23 protein-coding genes are annotated in these 18,842 nt (G+C 69.9%); 10 read left to right on the top strand and 13 right to left on the bottom strand.

Annotated elements, in window-relative coordinates; genetic code table 11:
- Both ACXJKQ_RS17720 and ACXJKQ_RS17715 read right to left on the bottom strand, forming a co-directional pair.
- Positions 1-480, bottom strand: coding sequence for a 3-hydroxyacyl-ACP dehydratase FabZ family protein (locus tag ACXJKQ_RS17720; RefSeq protein ID WP_457107043.1), 480 nt, complete (start codon positions 478-480; stop codon positions 1-3).
- A 22-nt stretch (positions 481-502) separates the two neighbouring features.
- Entirely contained in the window at positions 503-811 is a 309-nt protein-coding gene (locus ACXJKQ_RS17715) for an acyl carrier protein (protein WP_010683687.1), read from the bottom strand.
- A gap of 299 nt (positions 812-1,110) precedes the next feature.
- Here ACXJKQ_RS17715 and ACXJKQ_RS17710 point away from each other — a divergent pair, with 299 nt between their 5' ends.
- The gene (locus ACXJKQ_RS17710) at positions 1,111-2,229 is read left to right on the top strand and encodes an AI-2E family transporter (RefSeq protein WP_457107042.1); all 1,119 of its coding nucleotides are present in this window, start codon (positions 1,111-1,113) and stop codon (positions 2,227-2,229) included.
- 16 nt (positions 2,230-2,245) lie between these two features.
- Here the strand turns inward: ACXJKQ_RS17710 and ACXJKQ_RS17705 are convergent, their stop codons facing one another.
- The gene (locus tag ACXJKQ_RS17705) at positions 2,246-2,749 is read right to left on the bottom strand and encodes a thermonuclease family protein (protein ID WP_457107041.1); all 504 of its coding nucleotides are present in this window, start codon (positions 2,747-2,749) and stop codon (positions 2,246-2,248) included.
- 204 nt (positions 2,750-2,953) lie between these two features.
- Here ACXJKQ_RS17705 and ACXJKQ_RS17700 point away from each other — a divergent pair, with 204 nt between their 5' ends.
- Positions 2,954-3,211 (top strand): hypothetical protein, encoded by a 258-nt coding sequence (locus tag ACXJKQ_RS17700; protein ID WP_457107040.1) that lies wholly within the window; start codon positions 2,954-2,956, stop codon positions 3,209-3,211.
- A 135-nt stretch (positions 3,212-3,346) separates the two neighbouring features.
- Here the strand turns inward: ACXJKQ_RS17700 and ACXJKQ_RS17695 are convergent, their stop codons facing one another.
- Positions 3,347-4,027 carry a L,D-transpeptidase gene (locus tag ACXJKQ_RS17695; protein WP_457107039.1) on the bottom strand — a complete coding sequence of 227 codons (681 nt, stop codon included), beginning with the start codon at positions 4,025-4,027 and terminating at the stop codon, positions 3,347-3,349.
- Positions 4,028-4,198: 171 nt separating this feature from the next.
- Here ACXJKQ_RS17695 and ACXJKQ_RS17690 point away from each other — a divergent pair, with 171 nt between their 5' ends.
- Positions 4,199-4,642, top strand: coding sequence for a VOC family protein (locus ACXJKQ_RS17690; RefSeq protein WP_457107038.1), 444 nt, complete (start codon positions 4,199-4,201; stop codon positions 4,640-4,642).
- Here the strand turns inward: ACXJKQ_RS17690 and ACXJKQ_RS17685 are convergent, their stop codons facing one another.
- Positions 4,643-5,086, bottom strand: a complete 444-nt coding sequence (locus ACXJKQ_RS17685) for a cyclic nucleotide-binding domain-containing protein (protein ID WP_457107037.1) — start codon at positions 5,084-5,086, stop codon at positions 4,643-4,645.
- Between the two features lie 61 nt (positions 5,087-5,147).
- On the opposite strand from ACXJKQ_RS17685, the gene ACXJKQ_RS17680 reads away from it, so the two are divergent.
- Positions 5,148-5,981, top strand: a complete 834-nt coding sequence (locus ACXJKQ_RS17680; protein WP_457107036.1) for an electron transporter — start codon at positions 5,148-5,150, stop codon at positions 5,979-5,981.
- A gap of 13 nt (positions 5,982-5,994) precedes the next feature.
- Here the strand turns inward: ACXJKQ_RS17680 and ACXJKQ_RS17675 are convergent, their stop codons facing one another.
- Positions 5,995-6,201 (bottom strand): hypothetical protein, encoded by a 207-nt coding sequence (locus tag ACXJKQ_RS17675; RefSeq protein WP_457107035.1) that lies wholly within the window; start codon positions 6,199-6,201, stop codon positions 5,995-5,997.
- Positions 6,202-6,447: 246 nt separating this feature from the next.
- On the opposite strand from ACXJKQ_RS17675, the gene ACXJKQ_RS17670 reads away from it, so the two are divergent.
- On the top strand, positions 6,448-6,636 hold the full coding sequence (locus ACXJKQ_RS17670) for a con-10 family general stress protein (RefSeq protein ID WP_043349455.1): 189 nt from the start codon (positions 6,448-6,450) through the stop codon (positions 6,634-6,636).
- A gap of 140 nt (positions 6,637-6,776) precedes the next feature.
- Here ACXJKQ_RS17670 and ACXJKQ_RS17665 read toward each other — a convergent pair whose 3' ends face one another.
- The gene (locus tag ACXJKQ_RS17665) at positions 6,777-7,181 is read right to left on the bottom strand and encodes a hypothetical protein (protein ID WP_457107034.1); all 405 of its coding nucleotides are present in this window, start codon (positions 7,179-7,181) and stop codon (positions 6,777-6,779) included.
- 415 nt (positions 7,182-7,596) lie between these two features.
- On the bottom strand, positions 7,597-8,400 hold the full coding sequence (locus tag ACXJKQ_RS17660) for a response regulator (protein WP_457107033.1): 804 nt from the start codon (positions 8,398-8,400) through the stop codon (positions 7,597-7,599).
- 173 nt (positions 8,401-8,573) lie between these two features.
- Here ACXJKQ_RS17660 and ACXJKQ_RS17655 point away from each other — a divergent pair, with 173 nt between their 5' ends.
- Positions 8,574-8,921: a NepR family anti-sigma factor gene (locus tag ACXJKQ_RS17655; RefSeq protein ID WP_457107032.1), complete on the top strand. Its 348-nt coding sequence runs from the start codon at positions 8,574-8,576 to the stop codon at positions 8,919-8,921.
- Positions 8,922-9,085: 164 nt separating this feature from the next.
- Here ACXJKQ_RS17655 and ACXJKQ_RS17650 read toward each other — a convergent pair whose 3' ends face one another.
- Entirely contained in the window at positions 9,086-9,262 is a 177-nt protein-coding gene (locus tag ACXJKQ_RS17650) for a DUF1328 domain-containing protein (RefSeq protein WP_007568853.1), read from the bottom strand.
- A gap of 204 nt (positions 9,263-9,466) precedes the next feature.
- On the opposite strand from ACXJKQ_RS17650, the gene ACXJKQ_RS17645 reads away from it, so the two are divergent.
- Both ACXJKQ_RS17645 and ACXJKQ_RS17640 read left to right on the top strand, forming a co-directional pair.
- Positions 9,467-9,643, top strand: a complete 177-nt coding sequence (locus tag ACXJKQ_RS17645) for a hypothetical protein (RefSeq protein ID WP_457107031.1) — start codon at positions 9,467-9,469, stop codon at positions 9,641-9,643.
- Between the two features lie 364 nt (positions 9,644-10,007).
- Entirely contained in the window at positions 10,008-10,886 is an 879-nt protein-coding gene (locus tag ACXJKQ_RS17640) for an MBL fold metallo-hydrolase (protein ID WP_457107064.1), read from the top strand.
- A gap of 13 nt (positions 10,887-10,899) precedes the next feature.
- Here ACXJKQ_RS17640 and ACXJKQ_RS17635 read toward each other — a convergent pair whose 3' ends face one another.
- Positions 10,900-11,679 (bottom strand): DUF1499 domain-containing protein, encoded by a 780-nt coding sequence (locus ACXJKQ_RS17635; protein ID WP_457107030.1) that lies wholly within the window; start codon positions 11,677-11,679, stop codon positions 10,900-10,902.
- Between the two features lie 67 nt (positions 11,680-11,746).
- Entirely contained in the window at positions 11,747-13,582 is a 1,836-nt protein-coding gene (locus ACXJKQ_RS17630) for an AsmA family protein (protein WP_457107029.1), read from the bottom strand.
- 292 nt (positions 13,583-13,874) lie between these two features.
- Here ACXJKQ_RS17630 and ACXJKQ_RS17625 point away from each other — a divergent pair, with 292 nt between their 5' ends.
- Positions 13,875-14,615, top strand: coding sequence for a CoA transferase subunit A (locus tag ACXJKQ_RS17625; RefSeq protein ID WP_457107028.1), 741 nt, complete (start codon positions 13,875-13,877; stop codon positions 14,613-14,615).
- Between the two features lie 24 nt (positions 14,616-14,639).
- A complete protein-coding gene (locus ACXJKQ_RS17620; RefSeq protein ID WP_457107027.1) occupies positions 14,640-15,302 on the top strand; it encodes a 3-oxoacid CoA-transferase subunit B in 663 nt (220 codons plus the stop codon).
- A 375-nt stretch (positions 15,303-15,677) separates the two neighbouring features.
- On the opposite strand, the gene ACXJKQ_RS17615 is transcribed toward ACXJKQ_RS17620, so the two are convergent.
- Both ACXJKQ_RS17615 and fdhF read right to left on the bottom strand, forming a co-directional pair.
- Positions 15,678-15,971, bottom strand: coding sequence for a formate dehydrogenase subunit delta (locus tag ACXJKQ_RS17615; protein WP_457107026.1), 294 nt, complete (start codon positions 15,969-15,971; stop codon positions 15,678-15,680).
- Positions 15,972-15,980: 9 nt separating this feature from the next.
- Entirely contained in the window at positions 15,981-18,842 is a 2,862-nt protein-coding gene (gene fdhF, locus ACXJKQ_RS17610; protein ID WP_457107025.1) for a formate dehydrogenase subunit alpha, read from the bottom strand.

The raw sequence follows: 18,842 nt of genomic DNA, 5'->3' as shown, positions 1-18,842 counted from the left end.
TCAGGGCTCGCGTTCGGGCTGGGCCGGATCGGGAAAGAGGCCGATCGTCCGCGCCCGCTCGCGCATCGGCGTGTCGAGGCCATCCGGGAACGGCATGGTGCGGAAGCGCAGCTCCGCGTCGCACAGCGCCTTGCCGGCGTGGCTGATCGCAGCCCTCGTCACCGCATAGCCCGAGCCGTCGTGCTCCAGGTTCGCCGTGACCAGAAGGTCGGCTCCGGGTCCCACGAAGGATCGGAAGCGGGCCTTGTCGACTCCGGTAAGGAACGGCATCCGGGTGAAATCGAGATGGGCCAGCACGAGATAGCCGGAGGCCTGCGCCATCGTCTCCGTGAGAAGGACCCCCGGCACCAGGGGATGGCCGGGAAAGTGACCCTCGAAGACCGGGCTGGCCATCGGCACCCGGGCGAGCGCCTCGATTCGGCCGGCGGCCCGGTCGAGGAGCCGCACGGAGTCGATCATCTCGAAATATTCGAGGCGCATGACGAGTCGGATCGGCCTTGGTTCAGACCTTGGCGGCCTTCTCGGCCACGAGGCCGTCGATGCGCGCGCAGAGGTTCTTGAGGACGAAATACTCCTCGGCCGGCACCTTGCCCTCGTTGACCTCCTGGGTCCAGCGCTCGAGGGGCAGCTTGATCCCGAAGGCCTTGTCCACCGCGAAGGCGATATCGAGGAAGGCGAGACTGTCGATGCCGAGGTCGTCGATGGCGTGGCTCTCGGGGGTGATCTTGTCCCGCGGGATGTCGGCGGTCTCGGCTATGATGTCGGCCACGCGCTCGAAGGTGGCGCTGCCGTGGGCGGGCTCGTCGGACATGTCTTCTCGCGGGCTGTTCGAATTCCGGGTCGGTGGTGCGGGAGCCCCCTCGCCGCCGGGCGGCCCGGCGCAGACGCCCCGCGCGGCCACCCTAGGCCTACAGAGGCCCTGGTACGCGGCCCCATCGAATGGCGGCGACCTCTACACGAGGGGGTTAGAGGCGGCAACCGCGGCCGTCCCCCGGCGTTTCAGCGCCTGTCCACACGCGCGCGATCGTGTGTGCGGATGCGCGTACCCCGCCGATGCGCCGGCCCCAGCTTGACGGCGAGAGGACCGCGCGTCCTCAGGAGACCAGACGGATGCCACCGATCACCAAGCCCGCCGCCGCACCAGCGCGAATCGAGACGCCGCCCCAGCCGCCACAGGAGCGGGCGCGCTCGCAGGGGGCAGCCCGCGTCCTCATGGTCCTGACGCTGTCCGCCCTGGGCCTCTGGATCCTGCACGGCTTCCTGCCGGCGCTGGCCTGGGCGGTCGTGCTCGCCATCGCCCTGTGGCCGCTCTACGCCCGGCTCGAGCATCGCTTCCCGCCGGGCAAGCACAACATCCTCCTGCCCACGCTCATGACGACGGCCGTGGCGCTGATCTTCCTGGCGCCGCTGGCGATCCTCGGCATCCAGGCCGCCCGCGAGGCCCACGACGTGGCCGAGTTCGTCCGCAACGCCGAGGCGAGCGGCATCCCGGCGCCCGACTTCCTACAGCACCTGCCCTACGGCGCCGCGCAGGCCACCGCGTGGTGGAACGACAATCTCGGCCACGCGCAGGCGGGCACCGACCTGCTGCACCGGTTCGAGAACAACTCGGTCCTCGGCGCCTCGCGCAACGTCGGACGCGAGGTGGTGCACCGGATCGTGCTGTTCGGCTTCAGCCTGGTGGCCCTGTTCTTCCTCTTCCGCGACTGGCGAACGGTGCGGGACGAGTCGCTCACCGCCTGCCACCGCCTGTTCGGCCCGCGCGGCGAGCGCGTCGCCCGTCAGATGGTCGCCTCCGTGCACGGCACCGTCGACGGGCTCGTGCTGGTCGGCCTCGGCGAGGGCTTCATACTCGGGGTCGTCTACTACTTCGCGGGGGTACCCCATCCCGTGCTGCTCGGCGCGTTCACGGCCGTGGCGGCCATGATCCCGTTCGGGGCGGCCGTGGCCATCGCCATCGCGGCGCTCCTCCTGGTTGCGGCCGGCTCGGCGAAGGCAGCGCTGGTGGTGGCGGCCGCGGGCCTGGTCGTGACCTTCGTGGCCGACCACTTCATCCGGCCGGCGCTGATCGGCGGCACGACGAAGCTGCCCTTCCTGTGGGTGCTTCTCGGCATCCTCGGCGGGGTCGAGACGTTCGGGCTGCTCGGCCTGTTCGTCGGGCCGGCGGTGATGGCCGCCCTGGTCCTGCTGTGGCGGGACTTCACCGAGGGTCAGGACGCGGCGGCTTGAGCCGCCGCTGCCGCGATCAATCGGCCGCGCTCGTTCCGGCCGAGGCCTCGACCCGGCTGCGGTCCTGGCGCCAGTCGGCCGGCTTCTCGAAGGTGCCGGCCCAGATGCCGCGGCGGGTCGCCCAGGCATGGCCTTCCTGGCGGGTGTAGGCCGGCGTCGCTTGGCGGCTGGCCAGCGCCAACCCCTCACCGACCATCCAGGCGGAGAGATCCTCGCCGTTCACGTGGCAGGTTCCGGAGACGCGGCCGGCGACGGCGCCCTCCTGACGCTCGCAGGTGACGAGGCCACCACCGATCCGCGCGCGCAGCGCCCGTGCGGCCTTGCGGCCGCAGCGATATTCCAGACCCTTGTCGGTCTCGCAGCGCTGCGCCGACTCGGGGGCGTCGATGCCGTAGAGGTGGATGCGCGTGTCCTGCACCTCGATCGTGTCGCCATCGATCACGGTCGCCGGCCCGCTGATCGTCCCGGCCGCCGCGGCAGGGCCGCAGAGGAGAAGCACGGCGAGCATCGATCTGATCATTACGGGGTGTCCGAGCGTGGGCGGGGCGTCTGATAGGCGGTCCGTCGAGGGCGCCACGGTGCGCCGCCAATGTGGCGGTTTTGCCGGCCGGACGGGCGGGACCACCCGGCCCCGACCATCGCGCGCGGTGGTTGCGAATGTGTTTTGAATGGCGGGCCAAGCTGCGCAGCGGAACACCGGCTCACGGGTCGTCGTTAAGCCTCGATGAGCCTTCTCAAGACCCTGCTGGCCGGCATGGCCCTGTGCGCGGCGCTCCTCGTCTGGGCCGACGTCGCCATCGGGCCGGAACGACCGGCCGGCCGAGCCGCCACCGGCCTCACCACCGCGGCGATCCTGGCGAGCGACGGGATGGCACCTGACGGAAGGACGGGCGAGGCCGCCCTGGATCGCGCGGCGCTCGGCCGCCTCGCCGGGGCCGCTTCCGACGATGGCAAGCAAGCGGCCGCGGCACCCGCCGGCTGAGGCGTTCTGATCGTCCGCTCGGTGGCCCTGCGCGAAGCGCAGAGCCTCACGTGGGTACCCTTTTCGTGGCCGGGGCGAGGGCTGGATCGTCCATCCGCGCCGATGCCACCCGTCTCAACAACAAGTGGAGGCCGATCAGGTCCGATACTTGCCGTTGCGCTTGACGAGGACGCGGGTCCCGACCGGCACGCGCTCGAAGAGGTCAGCAATATCCTCGTTCAGCATCCGGACGCAGCCCGACGACAGCTGCTCGCCGATGCTCCAGGGCTCGTTGGTGCCGTGGATGCGGAACAGGATGTCGCGGTTGCCCTGATAGAGATAGAGCGCGCGGGCCCCCAGGGGGTTGTCGAGGCCGCCCTTGCGGGTCCGCGGCAGATCGGGATTGAGCGAGACCATCGTGGTCGTCGGGCTCCAGTCGGGCCAGACGCCCTTGCGTCCGACCCGGGCCTCGCCCTTCCATGAAAAGCCCGCCTTGCCGACGCCGACCCCGTACTGCATCGCCATCCCGTCGGCCTGGACCAGGACGAGCTGGCGCTTGTCGATGTCGACCACGATGGTGCCGGGCTGCTCGGGACCGGCGTAGCTGACCTGCTGCCGCCGGTATTTCGGATCGAGCCGCTGGGTGTCGACGAGCGGAATGTCGAAGGGCTTGTCGGGCTTGGTGCCGACATACCAGGCCGAATCGTCGTCCTGCGCGAGCTGGACCGGACGGGTCTGACAGGCGGCCAGGGGCGCGATGGCCATCACGGCGAGCAGGATCCGCGAGAGAACGATGCGGTGCAGGCGGCTCCAGGCCGAGGGAAACGAGGCGATCATAGGTCCTGTCGTGCGGGATACGGTCGTCCCACCCTGCCTACCGTCTCCCCGCCGGTGACGATGTAGCTTTTCCGCCGCAGCGGTCCGTGCGCGGCCCGCTCCCTCGGCCACGGTTGCGCCCTAATTCTGAATCGGTGCGAGGCTCTATTGCGGCCTCCGCGGAGGTGAACGATGCCCGAGACCGAAACTCTTTCCGAGGATGCGACCGTCGTGGCCGATGTGCCGCTCAGTCCGGCAATCCACATCGATCATTGCGTGATCCACGTCAGCGACTGGGCGCGTTCCAACGCCTTCTATCGGGACGTGGTCGGGGCCGAGATCATCGAGCGGGGTTCGGGCTTCGCCTACAGGTTCGGCGGCGTTCAGCTCAACTGCCATGGTCCGGGCGTCGTGGCAGAGCCGGTGGCGGCGAAACCGGTCCAGCCCGGCAACAGCGACCTCTGCTTCCGCTGGTCGGGCTCGATCGAGGCGGCGATCGCCCATCTCGAAGCCGCCGGCATCCCCGTGGAACTCGGCCCCGTGGAGCGGCACGGTGCCGCGGGTTCCGGCCTGAGCGTCTATTTCAGGGATCCGGACGGCTCGCTGCTGGAGTTCATCACCTACGCGACGACGTGATCAGCCCCGGCTCTCGGCCAGCGCCTGATTGGTCTGCTCCAGCCGCAGCGCCAGGACGCGCATCAGGGCGATGCTGATCTGTGGAAACTGTGCCAGCAGTTCCAGGAACACGCCGCGGTCGATCCGCAGGGCGGTCACCGCGGACTCCGCCGTCACGGTGGCGGACCGGGGCTGCTCCGCCAGGATGCCCATCTCGCCGACGAGGGCATCCTGTCCCAGCAGCGCCAGCCGTACCGGGCCGGCGGTGCCATCGATGCTGACTTCCGCGGTGCCCGACAGGATCACGTAGGCCGCATCCGCGACATCACCCCGGGCGAAGAAGCGCTGCCCGGGCTCGAAATGCACCCGCTCGCTGGTGAAGGCCAGCAGCTTCAGGCGCGCCGGTTCCACCTCGCGGAACAGCGGGACCTGCTTCAGGGAGGAAACCTCGGTGTCGAGGGTCATTCGGGGGCTCCGCGACGGGTCTCATGCCCAGGACGGCGGGGCCGGACGGGCCGACATATCCATGCGGTTCGTCAGGCACTTGTCCAGCCCCGCGCCTGACGCCGGCCGGGGATGCGCTCTCGGCGCCCTCCTGGCTCTGGGTCTCGTCCTGGGCTCGGAGCCCGCCGCCGCCCGCTTGGTTCAGGCTGATCTCGCCCGCGTCGCCCTCGCGCCGCCCCCCGGCGCCCGCGCCCCGCTGGACCTCGTCGTCACCGATGCGCGCACGGGGGGGGTCACGACCTTCGGGCAGGCGCTCGGCGGCCGGCCGGCCCTGCTGCTGCCGGTGGATTACACCTGCGGAAACGTGTGCGATCCGATGGTCTCGATGTCGGCGGACGCGCTGGCGGCGACCGGCCTCCCGGCGAAGGACTACGCCTTCGTCCTCGTCGGGATCGACCCGCGCGACGACGCCGCGGCGGCGCGTCGCATGCTTGCGGACACCCTCGGTGACCGGGCTCTGTCGGCAGGCCCCCGGGCGTTGATCGCCTCGGACCGCGCCCTCGCACGTCTCACGGGCGCCCTCGGCTACACCGCCGTCTTCGATGCCGGCACCGACAGCTTCGCCCACCCGGCGGCCGCTATCCTGCTCGGCGGCGACGGCCGGGTCGCCCGCGTGCTCTCGCCGCTGGCACTCACCGGGCACGACCTCCGCCTCGCCCTGACCGAGGCCGGCGAGGGTCGGATCGGTGGACTGGCCGACCGCCTCACCCTGCTGTGCTACGGCTACGACGCCGCGCGCGGCATCTACACGCCGCTCATTCAGCGGATCCTGACGGCGGCCGGGCTCGTGACCGTCCTGGCGATCGCCCTCCTGATCGCCGCCCTGACCCGCCTCGCGCGCAGGCCGGCTCCCTGAGCCACGCCGCGTCTCATCGCTTGGTGGAGAGCCCCTCCCTGCCGGGGACGGGTGCCTCGCGCTTCAGGCTGGCATTCAGATGCGGCGAGTCGATCGGGTCCTCGCGCGTGGTCGGGGTCGCGGCATCCTCCGGCGCCGGCATCGGCGGCAGCGGCGGCGTGTTCGGACGTACCGTCGGCGCGCCGTCGGCGGCATCCTTGACCATGTTGCGGTTCGTCATGCGCCAAAGCCCTTCTCTCGTTCTGGACGGCCCCGCCGGCCGGCCGCGGCAAGTCAGCGGGCCTTCAAGGGGGTGCGCCGGATGCTGCTGCGGACGTTCACCGCGGTCCAATGTCGACCAACGCCGCAGACGAGGCCCAGGTTGCTGCCAAGCTTAGCTGGCGGAAGCTTGAGCATGTCTCGGGACAGGAACCTTGGTTATTGCTGAAGGTTGTTGCGGGGTGAAGCGAAGCCTGAGGAGGAACTGATGGCGTCCGGAAATTCGACCTCGAAGCGGGGCTTTGCCTCGATGAACCTGGAGCGGCAGCGCGAGATCGCCAGCAAGGGTGGCCGCAGCGTGCCGGCCGAGAAGCGCTCGTTCTCCCAGGACCGCGAACTCGCCTCGTCCGCCGGTCGCAAGGGCGGCCAGTCCACGGGGACCGGCCGCGCCGAGTGAGGCGAAGGCTGAATTGTGTCGCGTAGCGGCGCCGCGTCCCCCAGGACCGGCGCCGTTTTCATGTCGGGCTCGTCCCGAACGACAAAAGGCCCCGCCGGATCGGCGGGGCCTTTTGTCGTATCTTCTCCAGGGACAGGAGATCAGGAGATGCAGCGGCCGGGGGTCATGCGGCGCGCCTCGGGGCCGACCAGGGAACTGAGCGCTGTTTCGCAGCCTTCGCGCACCAAGCGACGCGGCGGCTGTCGCAGGATCGGCTTGATGTCCAACCCTTGCGCCTCGCCGGCCACCGGGGCGGTCTGGCTCTCGGTACGCTGAACGCCCGCGACCCGTGTCGGGCTGATCACGAGGGACGCCGGGCGCATTCCCGGAAGCGGCGCCTGAATGATCTGCGCCGTGGGAGCCGGCGGTGTCCAACGATCCGCCGTCTCGCGCACGACCGGCTGGACGAGGATGGTGAGAAGCGCGGCGGGAGCACTCACGCCCAGAATGAAACCAGACCGCAGCATTGCCCCGACCTCGTCGCGAGAGCTTGACAGGATGTACATACAACGCGCCCTGCAAACGCAGGTTCCTAGACTGTTTCGCGCTTATGCAGACTGAGTATTCGATCGCAGATTGGCCGCTGGTGCGCGGGCGCACGCCTTCCGTCCACAGCCATACCGTGTAGCAAAAAAATCACGATCACCGAAAAAGAGCGCCCGCCGGAACCTCAGGRGCCGACATCCGTTCTCTCAGCACCCGGCCACCTGGTCCTCCCCGCATTCCCCTTGTGCATCGGCCGGAACCTTCTCGACGGGCTGGAGCGTTCTCCGGCCCGTTTTTTTGCGCGGCTCTCTGGGAGACATCCCCGCCAGCGCGACGGCCGACAACAAAAAACCCCGGCTCGCGCCGGGGTTTTTGGTGATCAGGCTCAGGTTGGACGCGGCGGACCCCGCCGCGTCCAACCCTCCTAGGGCAACCTCAGGCCGACTTGGCTTCCCGGCGCCGGGCCGTCTGCTGGAAGAACAGGGCCTGGCTGATCACCGCCGAGACGTTTGCGGGCTGGAAGGGCTTGGCGATGAGGAAGGCCGGCTCGGGGCGCTCGCCGGTGAGGAAGCGCTCCGGATAGGCGGTGATGAAGATCACCGGCACCTCGAAGGTCTTCAACAGATCGTTCACGGCGTCGAGTCCGGACGAGCCGTCGGCGAGCTGGATGTCCGCCAGGATCAGGCCGGGACGCTTGCCCTCGCCGGCGATCTTGATCGCTTCCGTGCGGGTGCGGGCGACGCCGATGACGTTGTGGCCGAGCCCCTCGACCAGCGCCTCGAGATCCATGGCGATCAGAGGCTCGTCCTCGATGATGAGGATCTCGGTCGCCATGTCGGCGGCGAGTTCACGGCCCGCCTCGTCCACGAGGTCGCGGACCTCGGACACGTCGACACCCAGAATGATCGCCGCGTCCTCCTCGGAGAAGCCTTCAAGACAGGAGAGCAGGAAGGCCTGCCGCGGCAGCGGCGTGATCTGGCCCAGACGCACCTCCGCCGGGAGGTCATGCTGAACCTGCTCACTGCGGCCGTTCACCGAGAGCGAGTTCCAGATCCGCGTGAAGACCCGGAACAGATCGGCCTTGATGTTGGTGCTCCGGCCGAGCGTGTCGGGTTCGTTGACAAGGGTCTCCAGGGTGGCGGCGACGTACGCGTCACCCGCCACTTGGCTCCCCGTGAGCGCGCGCGCGTAGCGGCGCAGGTACGGCAGGTGCTGTACCACGAGTTGCGATGTCGACATTCGATCCCCTGTGCCTCGCCGTGTTGCCCGGCCACGAACGCCTCGATCCTGGACCGAGGGCCTGCCGGGGCCGGCTTGTATCCTGCCCAGCCTACCGCCCAACGCGGAGGCCCGCACTCCGTTCCACCCCCCGGCGGAACCGATCCCGGCGGGCAGGCGTTGCCGCCGCAGCCATGGCGTATGTCGAGCCGCAGCACAATGCGGCCACGCCGACTTCGGCAACAAGGGGCGTGTTGATGACGGATCAGGGCGAGGAGGCAGGGTTCCGCGCGCGCGGCATGCATGCCGCTACTGCGTCTGATCGCCAATCCGACAACCGCACCAGCACCGCCGACGACGCACCCTCGAGCGCCTTGGCCCAGCCCGACCGCGTCCGGTCACGCAACGGCCTGAGCGATCAAACCCGTACCCGCATCGCTGCGCAGTTGCGTGCGATGTACGACACGGTCACGCAGCAGCCCGTTCCCGATCGTTTCGCCGAACTGATCGCGAAACTCGACAGCAGCGATCGCAAGTCCTGAGCGCAGGCCCGCTCGTTCGATCGCAAGTTCTGCCAACCACGGTTCGTAAAATCGCGGGACTGCCGTCGAAGCAGCATGAAAATAGCCGTCGCGAGGCGCGACGGCTTCTTACGGGCTTCGGCCGAATACCGACCCACGGGGTGGGCCGGTATTCCGCCGGACGTTCAGAGCGTGGGCGAGCGGCCACGCATCAGACCGACGACCGCCGAGATCGCGAACAGGACAATCGCGACGAAGAACACCAGCTTGGCAGCTTCCATTGCCGTTCCGGCGATACCGCCGAAGCCCAGCAGCGCGGCCACGAGAGCGACGACGAGAAAAGTTACAGCCCAACCGAGCATTGTTCGTATCCTTCGAAAATACCAACGCGGGCTGGCCGCGTCGTTCTGAACACGAAAACGCCAAGGTTTCGCTCCGGTTCCGCCGCCTTGGCAAAGTCCTGTGCGCACGAGCCGCGCGCGCGCCGTCCGCGACAAGGGGTGACGGAACGAGACTGGGGCGCTAGCGTTCGAACTTAGGTCTTCAGGCTCGATCCGGGATTTGCGATGCTGCAATCTGTCAAGAGTGCCGTCCGATCGAAGGCCACCGCGGTGGCGGTGCGCCTCGCCGATGCCGTGGATCGGATCGGCGAAACCCTGCGCGCGGCGGCGCTCGGTCTCGTCACGGCACCGGCTCCGGTGCCGATCCGCGTGCGCGCCCGGCAACCCCGCCGCCCGAACTGACCGACGCCGACCCGTTTTGGGCAGGCTCGGCAGTGGTGGCGGCGGATCACGGCGGTCGCGTGCCGTGAAGGCGCGCTCCCACCCGCCGAGAGCGCGGGTGTGGAGGCCCCGTTCGGGCCTCCTGGCGCGGGGTTGATGCCCGCGCCGCCCGGTGCCGGTCGCACACCCAGCAGGATACCGTGACGCGCGGCGTGCCGATCGGGCGGTCCCTCCGGGTTTTGCCGGTCGTGAGGCGGGCCGATACGGAGCTTCGGCCGGCCCGGCGATTGCCAGATGCGCGCGAACCCGCCAAGGACACCCCCATCGGACGCATGGAAGCGCGATGGCGGACCCCGACGACAACCGCCTCACCTTGGAGCCTTCGATGCCGTCGGCGGGGCGGCTCGACGACGTCGCACCCCTGATCCGTCGCCGGGTCGCGCCGAACGGCGGCCCGTTCACGGCCAGCGGCACCTGCACGTACGTGATCGGACACGGCCGGGTGGCGATCCTCGATCCAGGCCCCGACGATCCGGCCCATATCGACGCGTTGCTCGCGGATCTCGACGGGGAGCGGATCGAGGCCATCGTGGTCACCCATACCCATCGCGACCATTCGCCGGGGGCACGGCTCCTCGCCGCCCGCACCGGCGCGCCCGTGATCGGGTGTGGCCCGCACCGGGCCGCACGTGCCCTGTCGGAGGCCGAGGTCCCGATGCTCGACGCCAGCGCCGACCGGGTCTACGCCCCCGACCGGGTGATGGTGGAGGGCGACACGGTGGCCGGTCCGGGCTGGACCCTCGAGGCCGTGGAGACGCCCGGCCACACGATGAACCACCTCGCTTTCGCACTGCCGGAGACGCAGGCGCTGTTCTCCGGCGACCATGTCATGGCGTGGTCCACCACGATCGTAGCCCCACCGGACGGCACGATGCGTGCCTACATGGCCTCCCTCGACAAGCTGCGCCGGCGCGACGAGGCGGTCTACTGGCCCGGCCATGGCGGACCGGTGCGCGAACCGGCTCGTTTTCTCCGCGGGCTGGCCGGCCATCGCCGCCAGCGGGAGGCGGCGATCCGCGCGCGGTTGGCCGCCGGAGATGCACGCATCGCCGACATCGTCGCGGCGATCTACCAGGGGCTCGATCCGCGGCTGCGCGGCGCGGCCGCACTGTCGGTCTTCGCCCACCTGGAGGATCTGGTGGAGGGCGGACGCGCGACCTGCGACGGCCCACCCCGGCTGGACGGGACCTACGCGCCCGCCTGAGCGGCGCGTCGCCTCACTTCACTCTGATGGCGAGATTGGCGACGTCGTCGAGATACGCCCGGATGCGGTCGGCGTTGCTGCCGAAATCGCGGCCGCCGAGCCGCGAGGCCGAGCGTACGTCGATTCGCGCCCCGTCCGCTCGGGGGCGGATGCGCACGGTGACATCGTCCGGCAGGTTGAGGATCAGGCCGCGGGCCACCGCCTCGATCCGGCCGTTTCCGGTGCGGCCGCCCAGCCGGATCGCCTCGACGATCTGCCAGTGCCGCTTCAAAGCCGCCTGCCGGGCGAGTTCGAAGGCCTCGTCGGCGCCGATGTCGAGGGTCAGCGGTGCGATCTGGGGATAGGCCCCGCGCTGGCGCTCGCGGATGGCCGAGCCGGGATCCACCGGATAGCGACCGCCCCGGGCCGCGAAGGCGGCGCGCGAGCGCGAGAACGCGGGCGGGTTGTCGATGTCGGTGGTGACGTCGGAGAGCGCGGGCAGGCGCAGGCCGCGCAGGCCCAGGAACGCCGGATAGCCCAGGACCGCCAGCGCCAGGATCAGCCCGGCGAGGGCGGCACCGAGCCCACGGGCACCCTCGCGCCAGACCCGCACGAAGGCGAAGACCGCCGCCGCCATAGCCAGGAGCGCGACGCCGAGACCCGCCACCAGCGCAACGAGCGCCGCGTCGGTATCGGCACGTGGATCACGGACGAGGACGAGGGCGATGCCGGTGGCGATGAGGGAGAACACGGCGAGCCGCCGGGCCAGCGGCCCCGCGCGGGTGACAGGTTCCTCGATGAGCAGGCGGCGCATGGGGATCACAGAGACGGTCGGAGCCCGATCTTAAGGCTTGGCCGTGGCCGACGCCATCGCGCCGCCGTCACGGCGCGTACGCGCGAGCGGTGCCGGGCAGGCCGAGTGTGGCGGGCAGCTTGAGGGGATCGGGCAGCATCGCCTCGCCGTAGCGGCCGGCGGCCTCGGACGTTTCGCCATGGACAGCCGTCTGGGCGGTCAGGGCGCTCCACGGGCCGGACACCTCGAACAGCAGGCCGCGGGACGGCTCTGCCGGGGGACGCAGGACCAGTTCGCCCCTGGCGTCGAGCCGCCGCTCGGGCAGCGACACCTGTCCGCGCAGCGTAGCCCCGACGCTCGGCCCCAGGAGCCCGGACTCGGCGATCTCACCCACCCCATCGACGAAGCGCAACGTCACCACGGCGCGATCGAAGGCGGTCCGGCCGTTACGGCGCGCGAGGGCGCCGGACGCCACCACACCATTGCGATGAACGACATCGGCGAGATCCAGGCCTGTGATGGTGCCGTTATCCGCGCCGAGGGTCGCTCGGCCGCCGAGATGCGCAAGAAGGCCGACCGAGTCGCGGGCTTTGGCCTCCAGGGCGAAGTGGCCCTGTACGAGTCCGACCAGCCAGCGCGTCGCGCGGATCTCGCCCAGCAGGGCGCCGAGGTCGACGTGGTCGAGACTGCCCTGGGTGCGGAATTCGGTCTCGGCCGGATCCGTCCCGCTCGCCAGGATCGCGCGTCCCTTGACCGTACCGTCCTGGATCCGCGCCCGGTTCACCGCGACTTCCAGGGCGCCGTCCCGCACCAGCACGCTCGCAGCCAGATCCTGCACCCGGACAGCTCCGGCGCGCCCCTCGACTGCCGAGAGGCGGAGGTCGAGGTCGCCCTGTGTGACCGGCGCCAGGGCGATCGGCACGGGAGTGGCCTCGAACAGGCGCGCCAGATCTGCGGCGAGGGGCGTGAGGTCGAGGGTCTCGGCCGCCAGGGTCGCCTGCACCGCAAGGCGCGGCGCCTGGCCCGACCCGAGCGTCACGGCGCCGGCCCCCTCCAGAACGTTCTGGCCGATGCCGATGCGCAGGCGCGGCCAGGAGACGGACCGCTCCGCGGTCTCGAACCGGCCGTCGATGGTGAAGGCCCCGGCGAGGGGCGCCAGCGGCGCCTCCCGGCCGAGCCAAGCGAGGCTTTCCGGCAGCGAGCGGGTCGCGAAGCGCAGCTCTCCGGAGAGGGCCGGCGACGCGCCGCCCTCGGCCGAAAGCCCCATCGTCCCGTCCGCCGCGAGGCTGCCGCCGGGCCACGTGACGTCCGCGGTGAACGGACTGGTGCGGCGCAGGGCGATCTCGGCCGGGCGCAGGTGCGTGAGGGTGATCCGGGTCGGCACGCCCCGCCACATCAGGCTGGCGCGAGCCTCGGCGGTCGCGCTCCAGAGCGGCCATGCGACGTCGAGGTCGATGTCCCGCGCTGCGCCGCCGTCGGCGAGGCGCGCGCCGCGCACGACGATCCGGCGCGGCCGCGCCATCACGCCGGACCGGGCCTGCTCGGCGAGGCGGGCCAGCGGCGCATCCCAGCCGCCGGCATCCTCCGACAGGCGCGCGCCCTCCAGGCGCAGGCCGCCCACGGCGGCATGGCCACCCAGCAGGCTCAGCGGGTCAAGGTCGACGATCAGGCGCCCGTCGTCAGCGAGAACCGGCCCGGTGGATCCGGCGGCGAGGCGAACCTGGCCGAGGGTCAGGCGCGGCCAGGGCAGCAGGGTCAGGCTCGCCGGCCCGCGCAGGGTCAGGTCGATCCCGTACGCGCCGAGGGCGCGGCGGGCGAACGCCGTCGCCCGGCCGTCATCGAGCGGCCAGTCGCGCAGACCGAGACCGGCGACGATCAGGCTCCCGAGAGCGAGGACGAAGATCGGGCGGCGCAGAGACTTCATCCTCCGAGAGGGGCGGCGGCTATGGCCGGAGGCCGGCCCCTCGGGCTGTCACAGCCCGGCAGGTCTGCACGTCGCGGGTGCTTTTTAAACCCCTCAGCCGGATTTGTCTGCCGCGCCGGTACCGAGCCACCCCGCGCTCCCCAGCGCAGTGCCGGTTACGGATCGCCCGGGACCGCGCCACAGGGTGTGCGGCGCCACTGGATTTCACGCGCGGAATCGGGGAGAGCAAGCGCGAGGACACGCGCTTCCCAAGGTTTCGGCCGGTCGGGTCCGGCGGGAAAAGGACGGTTCGATGAAGAAGGTCTACACGGATGCCGCCGCCGCCCTGGCCGGCCTCCTGCACGACGACATGATGGTGATGTGCGGCGGCTTCGGCCTCTGCGGCATCCCGGACGAGCTGATCGAGGCGGTCCGCCTCTCGGGCGTCAAGGGCCTGACCGTCGTGTCGAACAATGCCGGCATCGACGGGGTCGGCCTCGGCAAGCTCCTGGACACCCGGCAGGTCGCCAAGATGATCTCGTCCTACGTGGGCGAGAACAAGGAATTCGCCCGCCAGTATCTCGGCGGCGAGCTGGAGATCGAGTTCAACCCGCAGGGCACGCTCGCCGAGCGGATCCGCGCCGGCGGCGCCGGAATCCCGGCCTTCTTCACCAAGACCGGCGTCGGCACCAAGGTCGCCGAGGGCAAGGAAGTCCGCGAGTTCGACGGCGAGCAGTACGTCATGGAGCGCGGCCTGTTCGCCGACCTCGCCCTCGTCCACGCCCACACCGGCGACACCGAGGGCAACCTCCGCTACCGGATGACCGCGCGCAACTTCAACCCGATGATGGCGACCGCCGCCAAGATGACGGTGGCGCAGGTCGAGCACCTCGTGAAGCCGGGCGCGATCGATCCGGACACGATCCACACGCCCGGCATCTTCGTGAAGCGGATCATCGACGTCGGGCAGCGCGACAAGCGCATCGAGCAGCGCACCACGCGCAAGCGCGGCGACAGCACCCCGGCCGCGGCGGCCGGCGGCGGCACGCACTGATCGAACGGGAAGGGAGCGAGAACGATGGCCTGGACCCGCGAGCAGATGGCGGCGCGCGCCGCCAAGGAGCTGGAGGATGGCTTCTACGTGAACCTCGGCATCGGCATCCCGACGCTGGTGTCGAACTACATCCCCGAGGGCATGTCGGTGCAGCTCCAGTCGGAGAACGGCATGCTGGGCATGGGTCCCTTCCCCTACGAGGGCGAGGAGGATCCGGACCTGATCAACGCCGGCAAGCAGACGATCACCGCGCTGCCGACGACGAGCTACTTCTCCTCGGCGGATTCCTTCGGGATGATCCGCGGCGGGCACATCAACCTGTCGATCCTCGGCGCCATGCAGGTGGCCGGCAACGGCGACCTCGCCAACTGGATGATCCCCGGCAAGATGGTGAAGGGGATGGGCGGCGCCATGGACCTCGTCGCCGGCGTGAAGCGCGTGGTCGTGGTGATGGAGCACGTCGCCAAGAACAAGGACGGCACCGAGAGCCCGAAGCTGCTCAAGGCCTGCGACCTGCCGCTCACCGGCACGCAGGTGGTCGACCTGGTGATCACCGATCTCGGCGTGTTCGAGATCGACAAGAAGGGCGACGGCGGCATGAAGCTCATCGAGCTCGCCGACGGCGTCACCGAGGACGAGATCCGCAAGAAGACCGAGGCCGACTTCACCGTCGCCCTGAAGACCTGACGTCCCGGGGCTCGGCGGCGGATGTCGCCGGGCCAATCGGGGTGGGACGGCCGGGCACCCGATCGGCGAGCAGTGCCGCCGTCGCAACGCCTTTTTGCATAGGCTCAGACGGTTTCCGGTTGACCGCTTCGGTTGACACGTCTCGCTCCGTCATCGCGAGCGCAGCGAAGTGACCCAGGGTCGCGCGATCGTACAGAGCGTGGCGCTGCTGGATTGCTTCGCTCCGCTCGCAAAGACGGCGGAACCGATCGATGACCCAGAAACGGTATCAGACGCGAAACACCCCTGCTCCCAGTCGGGACAGGGGCTGATTCGCGTGATTGCGTGCCAGCCAGGCGGGGCGCGGGCTGGAGGTCCCGCCCGGCCTCGGGCGGCTCAGCCCGCGTCGCTGGCGCCCGCACCCGCGAGCTGCGGGTCCCGGGTCGCCGGACGCACCGGGCTCTCGGCCTGCGGCTCACCGCCGTGGAGCGCCTGCCGCACGTAGCTGTCGACCCGCTCACCCTGCTCCGGCAGTGCGGCCTCCAGATGCGCGATCATCTTCGGCGTCCAGAACGCCTTGATGTGCTTCTGGATGCCCGCCACCGCCTCCTCCTCCGGGTAGGACCGGAAGAAGGTGGCGATCTGGTTGGCCATGCGGACCAGCTTGTCCGCCTGCGTCACGGCACTCATCGGTTACTCTTACTCTGCCGCGTCCAGGGTCTGGGCGATCCGGGTGAGGGAGAAGTCCTCCTCGTAGAACCTCGCCTGCCAGTCGGAGGGCCGGTTGGTCCGCCGGACCTGCACGGCCGTCACCTTGTACTCGGGGCAGTTGGTCGCCCAGTCCGAGTAGTCCGTCGTGATGACGTTGGCGCCGGTCTTGGCGTGGTGGAAGGTGGTGTAGACCACGCCCGGCTGCATCCGCTCGGAGATCTTGGCCTTCAGGGCGATGTCGCCGGACCGGCTCTCCAGGGCGACGAGGTCGCCGTCGACGATGCCGCGCAGCTCCGCGTCGAACGGGTGGATCTCCAGCACGTCCTCCTCGTGCCAGCGCGAGTTCTCGGTACGCCGCGTCTGCGCGCCGACATTGTACTGGGACAGGATCCGGCCCGTGGTCAGGATCAGCGGGAACTTCGCCCCCGTCCGCTCCTCGGTGGCCACGAACTCGGTGATCATGAACCGGCCCTTGCCGCGGACGAACCGGTCCACGTGCATCATCGGCGTGCCGAGCGGCGCCTTCTCGTTGCAGGGCCACTGCACCGAGCCGAGCTCGTCGAGCTTGGCGTAGGACACGCCCGTGAAGCTCGGGGTGAGCGAGGCGATCTCGTCCATGATCTCGGACGGGTGGTTGTACTCCATCTTGTAGCCGAGCGCGTTGGAGAGCAGCACCGTGCCCTCCCAGTCGCCGTATCCGCCCATCGGAGCCATGACCTTGCGCACGCGCGAGATGCGGCGCTCGGCATTGGTGAAGGTCCCGTCCTTCTCGAGGAACGAGGCGCCCGGCAGGAAGACGTGGGCGTATTTGGCGGTCTCGTTCAGGAACAGGTCCTGGATGACGATGCACTCCATCGCCATCAGGCCGCTCGTCACGTGGTGCGTGTCGGGATCGGACTGCGCGATATCCTCACCCTGGATGTACAGGCCCTTGAAGCTGCCCTCGACGGCCTCGTCGAGCATGTTGGTGATGCGCAGGCCCGGCGCGTTGTCGAGCTTGGCGCCCCAGAGAGCCTCGAAGCTCTCGCGGGTGGCGTCGTCCGAGACGTGGCGGTAGCCGGTGAGCTCGTGCGGGAACGAGCCCATGTCGCAGGAGCCCTGCACGTTGTTCTGGCCGCGCAGCGGGTTCACGCCGGCGCCGAGCTTGCCGATGTTGCCGGTGGCCATGGCGATGTTGGCCATGCCCATCACCATGGTCGAGCCCTGGCTGTGCTCGGTGACGCCCAGCCCGTAGTAGATGCCGGCCGCGCCGCCCTTGGCGTAGAGCCGGGCCGCCCCGCGGACGTCCGCCGGGTCGAGCCCGGTGAATTGCTGCTGGTTCTCCGGGGAGTGGCGCTCGTCGGCGATGAACCGCGCCCAGGACTCGAACTCGGCCAGATCGCAGCGCTCGCGGACATAGGCCTCGTCGATCAGCCCCTCGGTGACGATCACGTGCGCCAGCGAGTTGATGAACGCGACGTTGGAGCCGGGCTTCAGCGGCAGGTGGTAGTCGGCCTTGATGTGGGGCGACTTCACGAGGTCGATCTTGCGGGGATCGGCGACGATGAGCTTGGCACCCTGGCGCAGCCGCTTCTTCATCCGCGAGCCGAAGACCGGGTGGCCGTCGGTCGGGTTCGCGCCGATGACCAGGATCACGTCGGAATTCTCGACCGACTTGAAATCCTGGGTGCCGGCCGAGGTGCCCAGCGTCGACATCAGGCCGTAGCCGGTCGGCGAATGGCAGACTCGGGCGCAGGTATCGACGTTGTTGTTGCCGAAGGCGGCGCGCACGAGCTTCTGGACGAGGTAGGCCTCCTCGTTGGTGCAGCGCGAGGAGGTGATGCCGCCGACCGAATCCTTGCCGTACTTCGCCTGGATCCGCTTGAACTCGGAGGCCGCCCGGTCGATCGCCTCTTCCCAGGACACCTCGCGCCACGGATCCGTGATCTTCTCGCGGATCATCGGCTTGGTGATGCGGTCCTTGTGGGTGGCGTAGCCGTAGGCGAAGCGGCCCTTCACGCAGGAATGGCCCTCATTGGCCTTGCCGCCCTTGTACGGAACCATGCGGACGACGCGCTCGCCCTGCATCTCGGCCTTGAACGAGCAGCCGACGCCGCAATACGCGCAGGTCGTGACCTCCGCGTGCTCGGGCTGGCCGTACTCGTGGATCGACTTCTCCTGGAGGGTCGCGGTCGGGCAGGCCTGCACGCAGGCGCCGCAGGAGACGCACTCGGACTCGAAGAAGTTGGTCGGGCCGGCCGCAACGCGGCTGTCGAAGCCGCGGCCCGCGATGGTCAGCGCGAAGGTGCCCTGCACCTCCTCGCAGGCGCGGACGCAGCGGTTGCAGACGATGCACTTCGACGGATCGTAGGTGAAGTACGGGTTCGACTCGTCCTTCGGCAGGTACTTTTCCGAACTCGGACGGACGTGGTTGTCGCCCTCATAGCCGTATCGGACGTCGCGCAGGCCGACCACGCCGGCCTGCGTCTGCAGCTCGCAGTCGCCGTTGGCCGCGCAGGTCAGACAGTCGAGGGGGTGATCGGAGATGTAGAGCTCCATCACGCCCTTGCGGAGCTTGGCGAGCTTCTCGTTCTGCGTGTGGACCACCATGCCGTTCTCGGCCGGGGTCGTGCACGAGGCCGGGGTGCCGCGCCGGCCCTCGATCTCCACGAGGCAGAGGCGGCAGGAGCCGAACGGCTCCAGCGAGTCGGTCGCGCAGAGCTTCGGGATCTGCGTCCCGGCCTGCATCGCCGCCGCCATAACCGAGGTGCCGGCCGGCACCGTCACCGACATGCCGTCGATCGTCAGCGTCACCGTCTGCTCGCTGACGCGGATCGGCGTGCCGTAGTCGATCTCCTTGATCAGGCCCAT

Source organism: Methylobacterium sp. P5_C11 (genome assembly GCF_054049775.1).
Note: the sequence above shows the minus strand (reverse complement) of the source record. Positions and strands in the feature narration are given on the sequence as shown.